Below are 17,319 nucleotides of genomic sequence, written 5' to 3'. Positions count from 1 at the left end.
GTTTTGTAAATCAGTGCGTTGGTTAATTCGTGATGAGGACTCAAGCATAGCCAAAATTCGGCGATGGCGAAAACCGGTTGCATACGCCTTGTGAGAACGCTCGCAGGGCGTTTGCGACGCCATGCCGCAAAAGTGGCAACCTGAGATAAAATGTTATTTACTGGCGACATTTCCGCAATATCCGGTAGTGCAAGACTATGAGCGAAGAGATCGAGTTAAAATTTATCATTCACCCCGATGCGGTGGAGACGGTCAAACAGGGCCTGAAAAACTGGCAGAGCGACGTGGGGCACAGCAACCATCTGCATACCCGTCAACTGGCGAATATTTATTACGAGACCGCCGACGCTTATCTGCGCCGGCATGGCATTGGGCTGCGTATCCGCGGTGAAAACGGCCGTTATGAGATGACGGTGAAGACCGCGGGGAAAGTGGTGGGCGGATTACATCAACACCCGGAATACAACGTGGATCTGCCCGGGCCGCAACTGGATATTCGTCTGCTGCCTGCGGAGATTTGGCCGGAGGATTGCGATATCGATGCGCTGGCTCTGGCGTTGCAGCCGCTGTTCAGCACCGATTTTCAGCGGGAAGCCTGGGTGGTGTCCCACCATCAGAGCCTGATTGAGATCGCCATTGATCAGGGCGAGGTCAGCGCCGGCGAATTCGTCGAACCGCTGTGCGAACTGGAACTGGAGCTGAAAAACGGTCGCACCGCGGATTTGCTGGCGTTCGCCAGCGAACTGGCCGACATCGGCGGCTTACGGCAAGGGAGCCTGAGCAAAGCCGCCCGCGGCTATCATCTGGCGAAAGGCAATCCGGCCCGGCCGCGCAGCGAGCTGGGTTTTCTGCCGGTGGAGCCGAAAATGACGCTCGATCAGGGCATTGCCGCCGGACTGGAATATGCGTTCAGTCACTGGCAATACCATGAGGAACTGTGGGCGCGCGGCGATAATGCGGCACGCCAGGCGTTGCTGGAAGCCGGCGCGATGATGCGGGAACTGCTGGTGCTGGTCGGGGGCGTGGTGCCGCGTAAGATAACCTCGGAATTCCGTGCGGCGTTGACCCATCTTGAAGAGGGGATCGAGCGTACGGAAACGGCGGGTACGCTCTGCTACAGCGCCGATTACCTGAAGGGCAAACTGATTCTGACCTCGTGGTTGGTAAAACACGGCTGGCGCGGCTACATGGACAACCGTGAGCTGATGCGGTTGCAGAGTTCCTGGAAGCGCTTTGCCGATATCATGATGAGCCGCGGGCTGGCTGAACTGAAAGCCGTATTCAGCCATGCGCTGGATGCGTTGCATTACGCCCAGCAATTGCCGCGCTTGCAGCGAGGCGTGTACGCCTTTTTGCTGCTGGGCGGCTCTTATCCGCCGGAGGAGGCCCACCGCTATCTGCAGCCGTGGCGTGAGCTGATGCAACTGATTGAAGCGCTGTCCGCCGGCCAGAGTATACCCAGCGAACTGGAGCACTGCCGCAAGCAGGTGCTCGAACAGCCGCCGTTCTGGCTGCACAGCGGCCAGTAATCCGCCTGTCGCGCTTCGGGGTTATCGCTTTTCCGGCACCGGCAAGGCGGATAACCCCGGTTCAACATTTTATTGAAGCTGCCTGACGGGGCAGCTGTGCAAGGATATCGCCATGACCTGTCATCCCGCATCGTTGTTTCCGCTGTCTGAACCACTGACCGAACAGGCGCGCCATGAGGCGGAACGTCTGTTGACTTCCGATCCGACGCCTCTGGCCGATGAGGCGATGGCAGTGCTGATTTGCAGCGAGTTCGTTAGCGACGCGCTGGCGCGCTATCCGGAGTGGCGGCAGGAGATGGTGCGGCAGCCGCCCCAGCCGGAAGAGTGGCGGCAGTATGCGGACTGGCTATCGCAGACGTTGAGCGGCGTCAGCGATGAAGCGGCGTTAATGCAGGCGCTGCGCCTGTTCCGCCGCCGCATCCTGACGCGCATCGCCTGGGGGCAATGGCTGCAGCTCAGCACCACCGTGCAGACATTGCAGCAACTGAGCGTTCTGGCGGAGGTGTTGATCGTCGCCGCCCGCCAGTGGTTGTATGACGCCTGCTGCCGCGAGTGGGGCACGCCGTGCAATGCGGCGGGCGAGCCTCAGCCATTGCTGATTCTGGGCATGGGCAAACTCGGCGGCGGCGAGCTGAATTTTTCCTCGGATATCGACCTGATTTTCGCCTATCCGGAAAACGGCCAGACCCGCGGCGGACGCCGGGAGCTGGATAACGCCCAGTTCTTTACCCGCCTCGGCCAGCGGCTGATCAAAGCGTTGGACCAGCCGACCGTGGACGGCTTCGTTTACCGGGTGGACATGCGCCTGCGGCCGTTTGGCGACAGCGGCCCGCTGGTGATGAGCTTCGCCGCGCTGGAAGATTACTATCAGGAACAGGGGCGCGACTGGGAGCGGTATGCGATGGTCAAAGCCCGATTGATGGGCGGCGATGACGACCATTACAGCCAGGAGTTGATCCGCATGTTGCGGCCGTTCGTGTTCCGCCGCTATATCGATTTCAGCGTGATTCAATCGCTGCGCAACATGAAGAGCATGATCGCCCGCGAAGTGCGGCGACGAGACCTGCGCAACAACATCAAGCTGGGAGCGGGCGGCATCCGCGAAGTGGAGTTCATCACCCAGGTGTTTCAACTGATTCGCGGCGGCCGCGAGCCCACGTTGCAGGGGCGCTCTCTGCTGCCGACGCTGACGCAGGTCGGCGAGCTGGGGCTGTTGACCCCGGCGCAGGCGGCTCAACTGCGCGAGGCTTATCTGTTTTTGCGTCGGCTGGAAAACCTGTTGCAATCAATCGCCGACGAACAAACGCAAACCCTGCCGGAAGACCCGCTTAATCAGGCGCGGCTGGCGTGGGGGATGCGCTGCGACGACTGGTTGCAACTGAGTGAACGCTTACATCAGCAGATGCATGCGGTGCGTGCGGTGTTCCATGAGCTGATTGGCGATGACGCGCCCGACGGCAGCGAAACCCCGGAACACAGCCATTACAGCAGCCTGTGGCAGGATGGCCTGGATAGTACCGACCTGGCGACGTTGGCGCCTGACCTGACCCCGGAGGTGTGCGAACGGCTGTTGGCGCGGGTGACGGATTTTCGCGCTGATTTATCCCGCCGTACCATCGGGCCGCGCGGGCGCGATGTGCTTGACCAACTGATGCCGGCGTTGCTGGCGCAGGCCTGCGGTCACGCCAACGCCGACGTCATCGTGGCGCGCCTGACGCCGCTGTTGCTGGGTATCGTCACCCGTACCACCTATCTGGAACTGTTGCTGGAGTCGCGCCCGGCGCTGACGCAACTGATTCGTCTGTGCGCCGTGTCGCCGATGATAGCCAGCCAGCTGGCGCGTTATCCGTTGCTGCTGGATGAACTGCTGGACCCGGCTAGCTTGTACCAACCGACCGCGCTGAATGCGTACGCCGACGAATTGCGTCAATACCTGATGCGCGTGCCGGAAGAGGACGAAGAGCAGCAACTGGAAGCGTTGCGTCAGTTCAAGCAGGCGCAGCATCTGCGCATCGCGGCGGCGGATATTGTCGGCGCGCTGCCGGTCATGAAAGTGAGCGATCACTTAACTTATCTGGCGGAGGCGATCATCGCCGCCGTGGTACAGCAGGCGTGGAACCAGATGGTGGCGCGTTACGGCCAGCCTGCCCACCTGCATTCTCATTCCGGGCGCGGGTTCGCCGTGGTGGGGTACGGCAAGCTGGGCGGCTGGGAGTTGGGCTACAGTTCCGACCTTGATCTGGTGTTCCTGATCGATTGCCCGGATAACGTGGCGACCGATGGCGAACGCAGCATCGACGGCCGTCAGTTCTATTTGCGGCTGGCCCAGCGCGTGATGCACCTGTTCAGCACCCGCACCTCGTCCGGCATCTTGTATGAGGTCGACGCCCGTTTAAGGCCATCGGGAGCGGCGGGGATGCTGGTGAGCACCGTGGCGGCGTTCGAGGATTATCAGCGCAATGAAGCCTGGACCTGGGAACATCAGGCGCTGGTGCGCGCCCGGGTGGTGTATGGCGAACCCGCTATTCAGCAGCAGTTTGAGCAGATTCGCCAGCGGATTCTGTGTCGTGAGCGCGATGGCGATGCGCTGCGTACCGAAGTGCGGGAAATGCGGGAAAAAATGCGTCAGCACCACGCCAGCAAAGACCCGGGGTTTGATATCAAGGCCGACGCCGGCGGTATCACCGATATTGAGTTCATCGCCCAGTATCTGGTGCTGCGTTACGCGGCGCAGGAGCCGCGGCTGACGCGCTGGTCCGATAACGTGCGCATTCTGGAACTGCTGGCCCGCCACGGCGTGATGGCGGAAGAAGAGGCTGACGCTTTACGGCTGGCTTACATCACCCTGCGCGATGAAATCCATCATCTGGCGTTGCAGGAACTGCCCGGCCGCGTTGGTCAGGATCGTTTCAGCGCCGAGCGGCGGCAGGTGCAACAGAGCTGGCAAAAGTGGCTGGAGTGAGACGCGCCGCGCAAAACGGCCCACCAGGGCGCTGTGGCTACCCGGTGAGTGTGGTAGTTGAGTGTGATGGTGTGGTAGTTGAATGTGATAGTATAGCGCGCGTTAAAAATGAACCTGTTTTTGGAGCCAGGGAATGAAAGTAACGCTACCTGATTTTCGCCACGCCGGTGTTCTGGTTGTGGGTGACGTAATGCTGGACCGCTACTGGTACGGCCCGACCAGCCGTATTTCGCCGGAAGCGCCGGTGCCGGTGGTCAAGGTGGATACCATCGAAGAACGTCCCGGCGGCGCGGCCAACGTGGCGATGAACATCGCCGCGCTGGGAGCGGGTTCGCGTCTGGTGGGGTTGACCGGCATCGATGATGCCGCCCGCGCCCTGAGCGCCAAACTGAACGAAGTCAACGTCAAATGCGACTTCGTTTCCGTTCCCACCCATCCGACCATCACCAAGCTGCGTGTGCTGTCGCGCAACCAGCAACTGATCCGCCTCGACTTTGAGGAAGGGTTCGACAGCGTCGATCCGCAGCCGATGATTGAACGCATCCAGCAGGCATTGCCGAAAATCGGCGCGCTGGTGCTGTCCGACTACGCCAAAGGGGCGCTGGTGCATGTACAGAGCATGATCCAGACCGCCAGAGCCGCCGGCGTGCCGGTGCTGATCGACCCGAAAGGCACCGATTTCAACCGTTATCGCGGTGCGACTCTGCTGACGCCGAACCTGTCTGAGTTCGAAGCGGTGGCTGGGCGCTGCAAAGATGAAAACGATCTGGTGGAACGCGGCGTGAAGCTGCTGGCGGAGCTGGATCTGTCTGCGCTGCTGGTCACCCGTTCCGAGCAGGGCATGACGTTGCTGCAACCGGGCAAAGCGCCGTTGCATCTGCCGACGCAGGCGCAGGAAGTGTATGACGTCACCGGCGCCGGCGATACCGTAATTGGCGTGCTGGCGGCGGCGCTGGCGGCGGGCAAACCGCTGGAGGAAGCCTGCTTCCTGGCCAACGCGGCGGCCGGCGTGGTGGTCGGCAAACTCGGTACTTCGACGGTAACGCCGATCGAGCTGGAAAACGCCATTCGCGGCCGTGCCGACACCGGCTTTGGCGTCATGACCGAAGCACAGCTGAAAGACGCGGTGGCGCTGGCGCGTCAGCGTGGCGAAACGGTGGTCATGACTAACGGGTGTTTCGATATTCTGCACGCCGGACACGTCTCCTATCTGGCTAATGCGCGCCGTCTGGGCGATCGCCTGATTGTGGCGGTGAACAGCGATGACTCCACCAAACGCCTGAAAGGGCCGAGCCGTCCGGTCAATCCGCTGACGCAGCGTATGATCGTGCTGGGCGCGCTGGAAGCCGTGGACTGGGTGGTGCCGTTCGAGGAAGACACGCCGCAACGCCTGATTAGCGAAGTCCTGCCGGATATTCTGGTGAAGGGCGGCGACTACAAGCCGGAAGACATCGCCGGCAGCAAGGAAGTATGGGCCAATGGCGGCGAGGTGCGGGTGCTGAACTTTGAAGACGGCTGCTCGACCACCAATATCATCAACACCATCAAAGCCAGAGACTGACGGGCGCGCTTATGTTGGAAAAAGAGTCGAAGCCTGCCGACGATATCTCCACCGTGTCGGTGCAGATTGAAGCGCTGCGCGCTCAACTGCGCTATCACGAGTACAAATATCATGTCGAGGATGCGCCGGAAATTCCCGACGCGGAATACGACAAGCTGATGAATGCGCTGAAAACGCTGGAGCAGGTGCATCCTGAACTGGTGACGCCCGATTCGCCGACCCAGCGGGTCGGCGCTGCGCCGCTGGATGCGTTTGACACGATAGCGCATGAAGTGCCGATGCTGTCGCTGGATAACGTCTTCGACGAGACCAGTTTTCTGGCGTTCAGCAAACGTATCAACGACCGTCTGAAAAATGATGGCGAGTTGGCATTTTGCTGTGAACTGAAGCTCGACGGTCTGGCGGTCAGCCTGCTGTATGAAAACGGTCTGTTGGTGCGCGCGGCGACGCGCGGCGATGGCACCACCGGCGAGAATATTACCGCCAATATTCGCACCGTCGGCGCGATTCCGTTGCGTCTGCGCGGCGACAACATCCCGGAACGGCTTGAAGTGCGCGGCGAAGTGTTCATGAAACACAAGGGATTCGAAGCCCTGAATGAGGAAGCGCGCCGTACCGGCGGCAAGGTGTTCGCCAACCCGCGGAATGCCGCGGCCGGTTCGTTGCGTCAACTGGACCCGCGCATCACCGCTACCCGCCCGTTGACCTTTCTGTGCTATGGCGTTGGGATGGTGGAAGGCGGAACCCTGCCGGACACCCACTGGCAGCGGCTGATGCAGTTCCGGGACTGGGGGCTGCCGGTCAGCGACCGCATCCGCCTGTGTACCGGCAGCGATGCGGTGCTGGATTTCTACCGTCAGGTGGAACAGGAACGCGAGACGCTGGGGTTCGACATCGACGGCGTGGTGATTAAGGTCAACGAGCTGACGCTGCAGGAACGGCTGGGGTTTGTCGCTCGTGCGCCGCGCTGGGCGGTGGCGTTCAAGTTCCCGGCGCAGGAGCAGTTGACCTGGCTGCGCGACGTTGAATTTCAGGTCGGCCGTACCGGCGCGATTACGCCGGTGGCGCGGCTGGAGCCGGTCGCCGTCGCCGGGGTGGTGGTCAGCAACGCCACGCTGCACAATGCCGATGAAATCGAGCGTCTGGGGATTCAGATTGGCGACCGGGTTGCAGTAAGACGCGCCGGCGATGTGATCCCGCAGATTGTCAGCGTGGTGCTGTCCGAGCGCCCGGCGGATGCCCGCCCGGTGGTGTTTCCTGAGCAGTGCCCGGTGTGCGGTTCAGAATTGGAGCGGGTAGACGGCGAAGTGGTGACCCGTTGCACCGGCGGCCTGTTCTGCGGCGCGCAGCGTAAAGAAGCGTTGAAGCACTTCGTTTCCCGTCGCGCGCTGGATGTGGAAGGGATGGGCGATAAGATTATCGACCAACTGGTGGAGAAAGAGTACGTCAAGACGCCGGCGGACCTGTTTCGCCTGAGCGCTGGTATTCTTACCGGACTTGACCGTATGGGGCCGAAATCGGCGCAGAATCTGGTGAATGCGCTGAATAAAGCCAAATCCACCACCTTTGCCCGTTTCCTGTATGCGTTGGGGATCCGCGATGTCGGTGAGGCGACCGCCGCCAGTCTGGCGTCGCATTTCGGTACGCTGGAGGCATTGCAGTCCGCCGATCTGGAGGCGCTACAGCAGGTGCAGGACGTCGGCATCGTGGTGGCGACCCATGTGCGTAATTTTCTTGATGAAGCGCACAATCAACAGGTGATTCAGGACTTGATCAGCGAGAGTATTGGCATTCACTGGCCGGCCCCGGTAGTGGTGGATGTTGAGGCTTCGGATAGCCCGTTCGCCGGAAAAACCGTGGTATTGACCGGCTCGCTGACGCTATTATCCCGTGACGAAGCCAAAGATCGCCTCACGGCGTTGGGGGCGAAGGTCAGCGGCAGCGTGTCGAAGAAAACCGATCTGGTGATCGCGGGCGAAGCGGCCGGTTCCAAGCTGACCAAAGCGCAGGAGCTGGGCATTGAGGTCATCGATGAAGCGGAAATGATGCGCCTGCTGGGGTGAGGGGAACATGGAAAAAGCGGATCTGCTGGCGATAGCCAATACGCCGATGCCTTTTGGCAAATACAAAGGCCGGATGCTGATCGACTTGCCGGAAGAGTATCTCCTCTGGTTCGCCCGCAAGGGCGAATTCCCGGTCGGGCGGTTAGGGGAGCTGATGCAGATTACGCTGGCGATCAAGATGGAAGGGTTGCAGGGGCTGGTTAAGCCGCTGCGCCGTCCCCAGCCCTGATACATTGTGGTTCGAATGGGTTGTGCTCTGGAACGTTATCATCTGGGCAGGTTGTTATCAGATTGAGGTTGTCATGGCAGGAGTCCACCGCCGATGATCTCACCGCTTCGCTGTTCTCTGGCGTCTCTATTATTCACGCTGCCTGCCGTATCGAGTCCCCTGAAATAAAAAAGCACCATTAATCCTCTCGATAATGATGCTTTGTTCATGCCAGACAATAATCAGTCAGCTACAGGATTAGATGTAGATATTGATGCTGTTCTCATCCGTCGGCGCGTTGACGCCTTCCTGAGGTTTGGTCGATTGCACTGATGACGATACATCAGACTGTTGGGACTGAGACTGCTGCGTTTTCTGCTGCTGCAACTGCTGAATCTGTGCCTGCAACTGCTGGATTTGCGCCTGAATCAGTACCTGCTGTTGTTTATAAACTTCCTGCTGATTTGCATCCTGGGTTGATGCCAGCTGTGTCGCCAGTTTTGTCGCCTGCTGAGTCAACTTCTGGATCTGTTGATTGAGCTGGGCGATCTGCTGATCAACGCTGGTACCGCTGCTGCCCGAGGATGCAGAGACGGCTGATGTTGCCGAGCCGATAGAGCTTGCCATAAATTCCTCCTGAAAATAGCCATAGTGGCTATGCCGTTATCGACATAGCCCAGCTGCATCCTTACTGGCTTTTCGCTTTCCTGACGATAAACATACAAATACATCAGGATAATAACATCCCGTCAGATGTAGGTATCGATTGTGCGATCGGATGAAAGCGGGTTGGTCTTTTCCTGTTTCTCGGTCTGCGAAGAGACAGCGTCAGTCGCTGATTGTGATTGCTGCTGCGCTTTCTGTTGCTGCAGTTGCTGAATCTGCTGCTGTAATTGCTGGATTTGCGCCTGGACCATTTTTTGTTGCTGCTGCAACAATTGGCGTTCTTCATCGCTCTTGGCTTCGAGCATTTTCGCCACAGTTTTACTCAGATCTTTGGTCAAGGTCTGAATCTGTTTGGTGAGTTGCATGATCTTTTGCTCAATGCCTGCAGTGCTGGTACCTGCTGATCCTGAGGCCGCTGATGTTGCTGAACCGACGGAACTTACCATACCTACCTCCTTTGCTTCCTGAGAAATAATCTACTTCCTAAGAATGATCACACCTGCGATATGGCTATCGGCACCGCTCTCTGGTGACTTTAGCGTCCTTTGTGCCGCTTCCCTAAAAAAGCAAAACCCGCTGTCTGGCAGCGGGCTTGGTTATTCGGTTTCACGCTCTTGACCAATCAAATGTAAATATCGATCGCATGTTCGGCAGACGGACGATTGACGCCTTCAACCGGCTTGACCAGCGGTTTGCTTTCCTGCGGCGGCGGCACTTGCTGAGTCTGCAACTGTGCGATTTGGCCTTGCATCACCACAATCTGAGCCTGCATCGACTGCTGCTGTCCGTTAATCGTGGTTTCCTGCTGCTTTTTAGTGCTCTCGCCCGATGTCTCGGCGGCTTTCAGGTTTTGCAGATTGCGATCGGAAACCTTCTGTTCAGTGTTGGTTTCGACGCTGGTGGATGCTGGCACCGGCATCACTGCAAACGCAGAGCTGGTAATTGGACTCAGCATACATCCTCCTGATTATGTCGTCTGGGCAGGGGACTGTCCCTGCTATCTTTATTATCGGCACCTGGCGCGATCTTATGAGTGATTATTAACCAAAAAGCGAATTCTATCTACCCTTTGTTCGGGGCGAGGCGTAAAGAATTGTATCTTTACGCCAACCATTATTTCCCGTAGACATTAATCGCATCGGTCAACCGCAGAGCCTGTCTGCTGAGGCAGGTGGCGAACTCGGCTGACTGATCGACCATGCCGGTATTGCCGGCGGTCATTTGCTCGATTTGGGCAATCGAGTCGTTGATCAGCGACAGCGCGGCGGTTTGTTCGCGGGTGGCGTTGCTGATCTCGCTGATCATGGTCGCGACCTGTTGCACGTCGTTGACGATGTCCTGAATATGCTGACCGGCTTTGTCCACCAGCGCGCTGCCGTTTTCAACGCTGGTCATGTTGGCGTCGATCAGCGTTTTGATTTCGCGGGCGGCAGACGCGGAATGTTGCGCCAGGCTGCGTACTTCCGCCGCCACGACGGCAAAGCCGCGTCCTTCCACACCGGCCCGCGCCGCTTCCACCGCGGCATTGAGCGCCAGAATGTTGGTCTGAAACGCGATGCTGTCGATGACGCCGATGATATCGACGATTTTGCGGCTGGCGTTTGAAATCGCCTCCATCATACCCACCGCTTCAGCCATGATATCGCCGCCTTTACCAGCGGACAGGCTGGCGTTTTGCGCCATATTGGTCGCCTGCGTGGCGGTGTCCGCGCTCTGTTGAACCGCGACGGTAATCTGCTCGATGGCTGCCGCTGTCTGTTGCAGATTGGCGGAGGTTTCCTCGGTACGCGCGCTCAGATCGCCGTTGCTGTCGGCCAGTTGCTGGCTGACGCTGTTGATGCCCGCGACCTGCGTGCCGACGTCGTCCACCAGCGAATGCAGGTTCAGCCCGAACTGATTGACCACCCGCAGCAGCAGGCCGATTTCATCCACCCGGTTGAGGTGGATACTGTCCGCCCGACGGCCGGACACCACCTGTTGCGCCTGGCGCAGAATCAAACGCAGCGGATGCGCGATTTGCCGTTGCAGAAATCGATCGAGCGCTACCATCAATAGCAGGGTGGCGACCATCGACGTTGCGGCGCCGAAACCCAGTAAGATCAGCGCCAGCGGCACCAGACCGCCAAGCAGAACGGCCAGCCGTAACCGCGAGCGCACCGATAGCCGCTGGAACAGGGACAGAACCGAGAACAGACCGGTCCGGACCACCAGCCCTTTATAAAACCGGATATGGCGGGCCTGCTTATTCTGTACCGCTTCGTACAAGGGTTCCGCAGCCTGAATTTCTTCCGCTTTGGGGGTATTGCGCACCGAAATATAACCGGCGAGCTGATTGTGGTGATAAACCGGCGTGACGTTGGCGCGTACCCAGTAATGATCGCCGTTCTTGCGACGGTTTTTGACCAGACCGGTCCAGCTGTCTCCCTGCTGCAGCGTGTACCACATGTCGGCGAAGGCTTCGATGGGCATATCCGGATGACGCACGATATTGTGCGCCGTTCCCATCAATTCGTCTTCATCAAAACCGCTGACGCGAATAAAGGCGGAATTGGCGTAAGTGATGTGGCTTTTAACATCCGTGGTCGACATTAATGTGGTGTTGTCATCCAACAGGTATTCCTGTTGTGTAATAGGTGCATTAACCCTCATTGGAAACCCCGATGCTGTGTATCAGTAATATATCGTGAGAATAGAAGGGCCGACGTGTGAGCACGGCCTGATTAATCACACGGGCTGAGAGGTGTGTTGAATAATCGTTTTTATTTTTTTAACGCAAAGTTAAAAGATGCGAAAAAAAGGGCGCTTTAAAATTCAAAGCATCCCTGCGTAAAGTTGTTCCATTTTTTTGTAAGGGGGAATTTATGCTTTGCGTCTTTGTGTTGTCAATCAAATCATTTTTTGAGCAGCGTTTTTTTTACCTTCTTTGAGTTTATTAAATATTGTTCGATTTTTTCTTAAACTTAGGATTACAATAAAAACGTTTTATTAACAGCAATAACGAAAAAGTGCGTTATAAAAATAAAAGGCAATAATGCGAATTATTAAGTGAAATTAAATGGTGACTCAATGAAAGGAACGGCGGGTTATTTTCTGTCGTAAATAAATTTACGTAGATGATATCTCTAATTAATGTCGGCGGATTAAAAGGCGACGGGCGGAAAATATTTTAAAACGTTCGCCGCCGGATGAACCATCCGGCGGCGAACAGGGCGATTTACGTCTAACTGCGTATATCAGGTCACCGGCGCCGGGTTGAACACCGACAGGGCGTTGTGCAGACCCCATTGATCGGACCAGGTTTTTTTCTTGCCGCTGGCGATATCCAGAATAAAGCGGAACAACTGCCAGCCCACATCCTCAATAGTGGCTTCGCCGGTGGCGATGGTGCCGGCGTTGATATCCATCAGGTCATGCCAGCGTTCCGCCAGCGCCGTGCGGGTCGCCATCTTGATAACCGGTACGGCTTTCAACCCGTAAGGGGTGCCGCGTCCGGTGGTGAATACCTGTACCGTGATGCCGGAAGCCAGTTGCTGGGTACCGCACACAAAGTCGCTGGCGGGCGTGGCCGCGTAAATCAGGCCGCGTTTGGTCGGGCGCTGACCCGGCGACAGCACTTCGACAATCGCGCTGGTGCCGGATTTGGCGATTGAACCCAGCGCTTTTTCCACCACGTTGGCCAGGCCGCCTTTCTTGTTGCCGGGAGACGGGTTGGCGCTGCGGTCGGTTTTGCCGCTGTCCAGATAATCGTCATACCAGGCCATCTCTTCCAGCAGGCGTTTACCCACCTCTTCATTGATGGCGCGCGGCGTGAGCAGATGGATGGCGTCGCGGACCTCGGTGACTTCGGAAAACATCACCGTGGCGCCGCAGCGCACCAGCAGATCGGAGGCGAATCCCACCGCCGGGTTAGCGGTTACGCCGGAAAAGGCGTCGCTGCCGCCGCACTGCATGCCGACCACCAGTTCGGAAGCCGGCACCGTTTCGCGCTGACGGCGGTTGAGCTGTTGCAGATGTTTATCCGCCATGCTCAGGATGTCGTCCACCATAGATTTGAAACCGACATGATGTTCATCCTGCAGCCGCACGATACTGGTGTCGTCCAGTGAAATGGCCTGTACATCCGGCGTACCCTGCAGCAGACGTTCCGGCTGGAGTTTTTCGCAGCCCAGCCCGACCACCAGCACTTCGCCGCCGAAATTTGGGTTCAGCGCCAGGTTATGGATGGTGCGAATCGGCACTACCGCGGCCGGGGCATTGATCGCCACGCCGCAGCCGTACAGATGGTTCAGCGCTACCACGCCGTCCACGTTGGGGTAACGGGGCAACAGGTCGCGTTCGATCAGCGTGACGACATAATCCACCACGCCGGCGACGCAGTGTACGCTGGTGGTGATGCCAAGCAGGTTTTTGGTGCCGACGCTGCCGTCCGGGTTACGGTAGCCTTCAAAGGTATAACCTTCCAGCGGCGGCAGAGACGGTGGAACCCGGGTCGCCAGCGGCAAGGTTTCCAGCGCCGGGGCGTTGGGCAATTCCACCAGAGATTCATCGATCCAACTGCCGCGGGCGATGTCTCTGAGGGCGTAGCCGATGATTTCGCCATAACGGACGATGGAGTCGCCGAGGGCGATATCGCTTAATGCCACTTTGTGGCCCTGTGGTACGTGCTCTTTCAGTTCCAGGCCGCAGTTGAATCGGGTGCCGGCTTTCAGGCCGTTATTGTTAACGACAATGGCAACATTGTCAGACTCATGGACCTTGATATAAAGCGGCCGCTCACTGGCCACACCCTTGTTTGTGTTATCTGACATGGTGCTAACCTTTATTATGTTATACCCGTCATGCATCAGGTTGCCGGGATGTCGGCGGCGCTACCGGCCCGTACTCAGGCCTGCCGCCCACCGAGTTCAAATCGGCTCGCGCCGGTTTGTCACTTACCTCAGCCGCTGACTGCGATAAGTTCCCTGGGAGTTCACTCGGTCGCCGCGTTACAAGGCTCGTTATGAGCCTTGCCCTGAAGGGCCAACGCGAACGTTTTGTCCTGCAACCCGAATTATTGGGGTATATAACGCTGGTTAAAGTTATAACGCGCGGTTTATTTTCACTGCTGCTAATAATGACTTTGCTCGGCACCAGTATAGGGGAGCTTTCCTCATCCGGGCATTATGCAATTGACTGACATCCTGATGCGCTGTGCTTAATTTCTCTGGCGAAGAAACAACATGCAGTGAGACTTGTCACATTATTCCGTTCCCCTGTCTTTTCCCGCCTTATCGACACCGTCGCGCCCTGTGACCAGAACGACAAAAAACGGCGTTTTCGTGAAATGACTCCCAATTCGTTAGGCGATTGCAAGAATCCGTGTTGGTGATGATGGTAATTGTTGGGCGCTTGTCCAGTGAGGCTCCCAGGGCCGCCCTTTATAATTCTCCCCAGAAGTCGAAGAGGTCTCGTGGTTTATTTTTGCTGTTCTGTTTGTTCCTTTGCTCAGGTTTCAAACCATTACCGACTCTTGATTTCATTCTGGTAACCCAACCCTACATTGTGTTGTTATTCGGAATGAATGAGCTAACCGCTATCTGAAAGTAGGAGTTCATCATGAATACCGTCAGCACAGCAGCAGGCGTATTACAAAAGAAAACCAACGCCCGTTACTGGATTGTCGTGATGCTGTTTATCGTCACGTCATTCAACTATGGCGACCGCGCCACGATCTCCATCGCCGGTTCCGCCATGTCCAAAGAGATTGGTCTTGATGCCGTGGGCATGGGCTATATCTTCTCCGCGTTTTCCTGGGCTTATGTCATAGGCCAAATCCCCGGCGGCTGGCTGCTTGACCGCTTCGGTTCCAAGCGGGTCTACTTCTGGAGTATTTTCACCTGGTCGCTGTTTACCCTGTTGCAAGGGTTCGTGGATCTGTTCCACGGTTCAGCCATTGTGATTTCACTGTTTATGCTGCGTTTTATGGTGGGATTGTGTGAATCCCCGTCCTTCCCTGGTAACAGCCGTATCGTTGCGGCCTGGTTCCCGGCGCAGGAACGCGGCACCGCTGTCGCCATCTTCAACTCCGCACAGTATTTCGCCACCGTTATCTTCGCTCCCATCATGGGCTGGCTGACGCACGAAGTAGGTTGGGCGCACGTGTTCTGGTTCATGGGCGGTCTTGGCATGATCATCAGCTTCCTGTGGCTGAAAGTGATTCACGACCCGAAAGATCACCCGAGCGTGAACAAGGCGGAACTGGAGTACATCGAAGCGGGCGGCGCGCTGGTCAATATGGATGCGGCGGCGACTAAAAAAGAGGTCGCCCGCGGCGAGAAATGGCACCAGATTAAGCAATTACTGACTTCCCGCATGATGATGGGGATTTATCTTGGTCAATACTGCATCAATGCGCTGACTTACTTCTTTATCACCTGGTTCCCGGTGTATCTGGTGCAGGCTCGCGGCATGTCGATTCTGAAAGCCGGCTTTGTGGCCTCTATCCCGGCGATCTGCGGTTTTGTCGGCGGCGTACTGGGCGGGGTGATTTCCGACTTCCTGATGCGTCGTACTCAGTCACTGACTGTCGCGCGTAAAACGCCGATTGTGCTGGGTATGCTGCTGTCCATGTCGATGGTGATTTGTAACTACGTCACCACGGAATGGGTGGTGATTGCGGTGATGGCGGCAGCCTTCTTCGGTAAAGGCATCGGCGCGCTGGGTTGGGCGGTAATGGCGGATACGGCGCCGAGGGAAATCAGCGGCCTGAGCGGCGGTCTGTTCAACATGTTCGGCAACATCTCCGGCATTGTGACCCCGATTGCCATCGGTTACATCGTCGGTAGCACCGGCTCTTTCAACGGCGGCCTGATTTATGTCGGTATCCATGCGCTGGTGGCGATTCTGAGCTTCCTGTTCATCGTGCAGGATATTAAACGTATCGAATTGAAACCTTATCAATCCCGCTGATGCAGGGTAAGGACGTGACTATGAGCAGTACGCAAGATTCCCCCGTCATTACCGACATGAAAGTCATCCCCGTCGCGGGCTATGACAGCATGTTGCTCAACATTGGCGGTGCGCACGGGGCGTATTTCACCCGCAACATCGTGATTCTGAAAGACAACGCCGGGCACACCGGCGTAGGTGAAGCGCCGGGCGGCGAGGTGATTTACAACACGCTGACGGCGGCAATCCCACAGGTGGTGGGGGCGCAGGTGGCGCGCATGAACCATCTGGTGCATCAGGTTCACAAAGGCAACCAGTCTTCGGATTTCGACTCGTTCGGCAAAGGCGCCTGGACGTTCGAATTGCGGGTCAACGCTGTCGCCGCACTGGAAGCCGCCCTGCTGGACCTGCTGGGTCAGCACCTGAATGTACCGGTGGCCGAGTTGCTGGGGCCGGGCAAGCAGCGCGACGAGGTGACGGTGCTTGGTTACCTGTTCTACATCGGCGATCGCACCAAAACCGATCTGCCCTACCTTGAAGGCGAGCAGGGCAAGCATCCGTGGTATCACCTGCGTCACCAAAAGGCGATGGACAGCGAGGCGGTGGTGCGGCTGGCGGAAGCGGCGGCCGATCGCTACGGCTTCAAAGACTTCAAACTGAAAGGCGGCGTACTGCCGGGCGAACTGGAAGTCGACGCCGTCAAGGCGCTGAAAAAACGTTTTCCGGATGCCCGTATCACGGTGGACCCGAACGGCGCCTGGCTGCTGGACGAAGCGATTGGCTTGTGCAAGGACCTGAACGGCGTGCTGACTTACGCCGAAGACCCGTGCGGCGCCGAGCAGGGTTTCTCCGGCCGCGAGGTGATGGCGGAATTCCGCCGCGCCACCGGTTTGCCGGTCGCCACCAACATGATTGCCACCAACTGGCGTGAAATGAACCATGCCGTGATGCTGCAGGCGGTGGATATTCCGCTGGCGGATCCGCATTTCTGGACCATGCACGGTGCGGTGCGGGTGGCGCAACTGTGTGACGAGTGGGGATTGACCTGGGGTTGCCACTCCAACAATCACTTCGATATTTCGCTGGCGATGTTTACCCATGTGGGCGCCGCGGCGCCCGGTAAACCGACCGCCATCGACACCCATTGGATCTGGCAGGAAGGTCAGCATCTGACCAAAGAACCGCTGCAGATTGTGAACGGCAAAATCAAGGTGCCGGAACGCCCGGGGCTGGGTATCGAGCTGGATATGGAACAGGTGATGAAAGCTCATGAGCTACACAAGAAACTGCCGAGCGGCGCGCGTAATGACGCGGCGGCCATGCAGTACCTGATCCCCGGCTGGAAATTTGATCGCAAGCGCCCGGTGTTCGGACGCGAGTTACCTAAGAATTCAACGTTTTAA

12 protein-coding genes are annotated in these 17,319 nt (G+C 57.7%); 7 read left to right on the top strand and 5 right to left on the bottom strand.

What is annotated here, in order from left to right; genetic code table 11:
• The first annotated feature begins 197 nt into the window (after positions 1-197).
• From CPA59_RS18210 to CPA59_RS18190, 5 genes are all read left to right on the top strand, one after another.
• On the top strand, positions 198-1,529 hold the full coding sequence (locus CPA59_RS18210; protein WP_107760304.1) for an inorganic triphosphatase: 1,332 nt from the start codon (positions 198-200) through the stop codon (positions 1,527-1,529).
• A 112-nt stretch (positions 1,530-1,641) separates the two neighbouring features.
• Entirely contained in the window at positions 1,642-4,491 is a 2,850-nt protein-coding gene (glnE, locus tag CPA59_RS18205) for a bifunctional [glutamate--ammonia ligase]-adenylyl-L-tyrosine phosphorylase/[glutamate--ammonia-ligase] adenylyltransferase (RefSeq protein WP_107760302.1), read from the top strand.
• Between the two features lie 133 nt (positions 4,492-4,624).
• Positions 4,625-6,052, top strand: coding sequence for a bifunctional D-glycero-beta-D-manno-heptose-7-phosphate kinase/D-glycero-beta-D-manno-heptose 1-phosphate adenylyltransferase HldE (gene hldE, locus CPA59_RS18200; RefSeq protein WP_038920083.1), 1,428 nt, complete (start codon positions 4,625-4,627; stop codon positions 6,050-6,052).
• Between the two features lie 11 nt (positions 6,053-6,063).
• Positions 6,064-8,115: an NAD-dependent DNA ligase LigA gene (ligA, locus tag CPA59_RS18195; protein ID WP_049853854.1), complete on the top strand. Its 2,052-nt coding sequence runs from the start codon at positions 6,064-6,066 to the stop codon at positions 8,113-8,115.
• 7 nt (positions 8,116-8,122) lie between these two features.
• Positions 8,123-8,344: a DUF3820 family protein gene (locus CPA59_RS18190; RefSeq protein ID WP_049853855.1), complete on the top strand. Its 222-nt coding sequence runs from the start codon at positions 8,123-8,125 to the stop codon at positions 8,342-8,344.
• 237 nt (positions 8,345-8,581) lie between these two features.
• Here the strand turns inward: CPA59_RS18190 and CPA59_RS18185 are convergent, their stop codons facing one another.
• The 5 genes from CPA59_RS18185 to garD all read right to left on the bottom strand — a co-directional run bounded on the left by CPA59_RS18185 (position 8,582) and on the right by garD (position 13,797).
• Positions 8,582-8,950, bottom strand: a complete 369-nt coding sequence (locus CPA59_RS18185; RefSeq protein ID WP_038920081.1) for a FlxA-like family protein — start codon at positions 8,948-8,950, stop codon at positions 8,582-8,584.
• Positions 8,951-9,072: 122 nt separating this feature from the next.
• Positions 9,073-9,435, bottom strand: a complete 363-nt coding sequence (locus CPA59_RS18180) for a FlxA-like family protein (protein ID WP_038920080.1) — start codon at positions 9,433-9,435, stop codon at positions 9,073-9,075.
• Positions 9,436-9,611: 176 nt separating this feature from the next.
• Positions 9,612-9,944 (bottom strand): hypothetical protein, encoded by a 333-nt coding sequence (locus CPA59_RS18175; RefSeq protein WP_022634696.1) that lies wholly within the window; start codon positions 9,942-9,944, stop codon positions 9,612-9,614.
• A gap of 158 nt (positions 9,945-10,102) precedes the next feature.
• A complete protein-coding gene (locus CPA59_RS18170) occupies positions 10,103-11,638 on the bottom strand; it encodes a PAS domain-containing methyl-accepting chemotaxis protein (protein ID WP_100850056.1) in 1,536 nt (511 codons plus the stop codon).
• 584 nt (positions 11,639-12,222) lie between these two features.
• On the bottom strand, positions 12,223-13,797 hold the full coding sequence (garD, locus tag CPA59_RS18165) for a galactarate dehydratase (protein ID WP_107760300.1): 1,575 nt from the start codon (positions 13,795-13,797) through the stop codon (positions 12,223-12,225).
• A gap of 787 nt (positions 13,798-14,584) precedes the next feature.
• On the opposite strand from garD, the gene CPA59_RS18160 reads away from it, so the two are divergent.
• Positions 14,585-15,937 carry an MFS transporter gene (locus CPA59_RS18160; protein WP_038920077.1) on the top strand — a complete coding sequence of 451 codons (1,353 nt, stop codon included), beginning with the start codon at positions 14,585-14,587 and terminating at the stop codon, positions 15,935-15,937.
• Between the two features lie 20 nt (positions 15,938-15,957).
• A complete protein-coding gene (locus tag CPA59_RS18155) occupies positions 15,958-17,319 on the top strand; it encodes an enolase C-terminal domain-like protein (protein ID WP_038920076.1) in 1,362 nt (453 codons plus the stop codon).

The organism is Dickeya sp. Secpp 1600 (genome assembly GCF_003049805.1).
In the GTDB taxonomy this organism is placed as follows: domain Bacteria; phylum Pseudomonadota; class Gammaproteobacteria; order Enterobacterales; family Enterobacteriaceae; genus Dickeya; species Dickeya fangzhongdai.
This window is presented reverse-complemented; position numbering and strand designations above follow the sequence as displayed.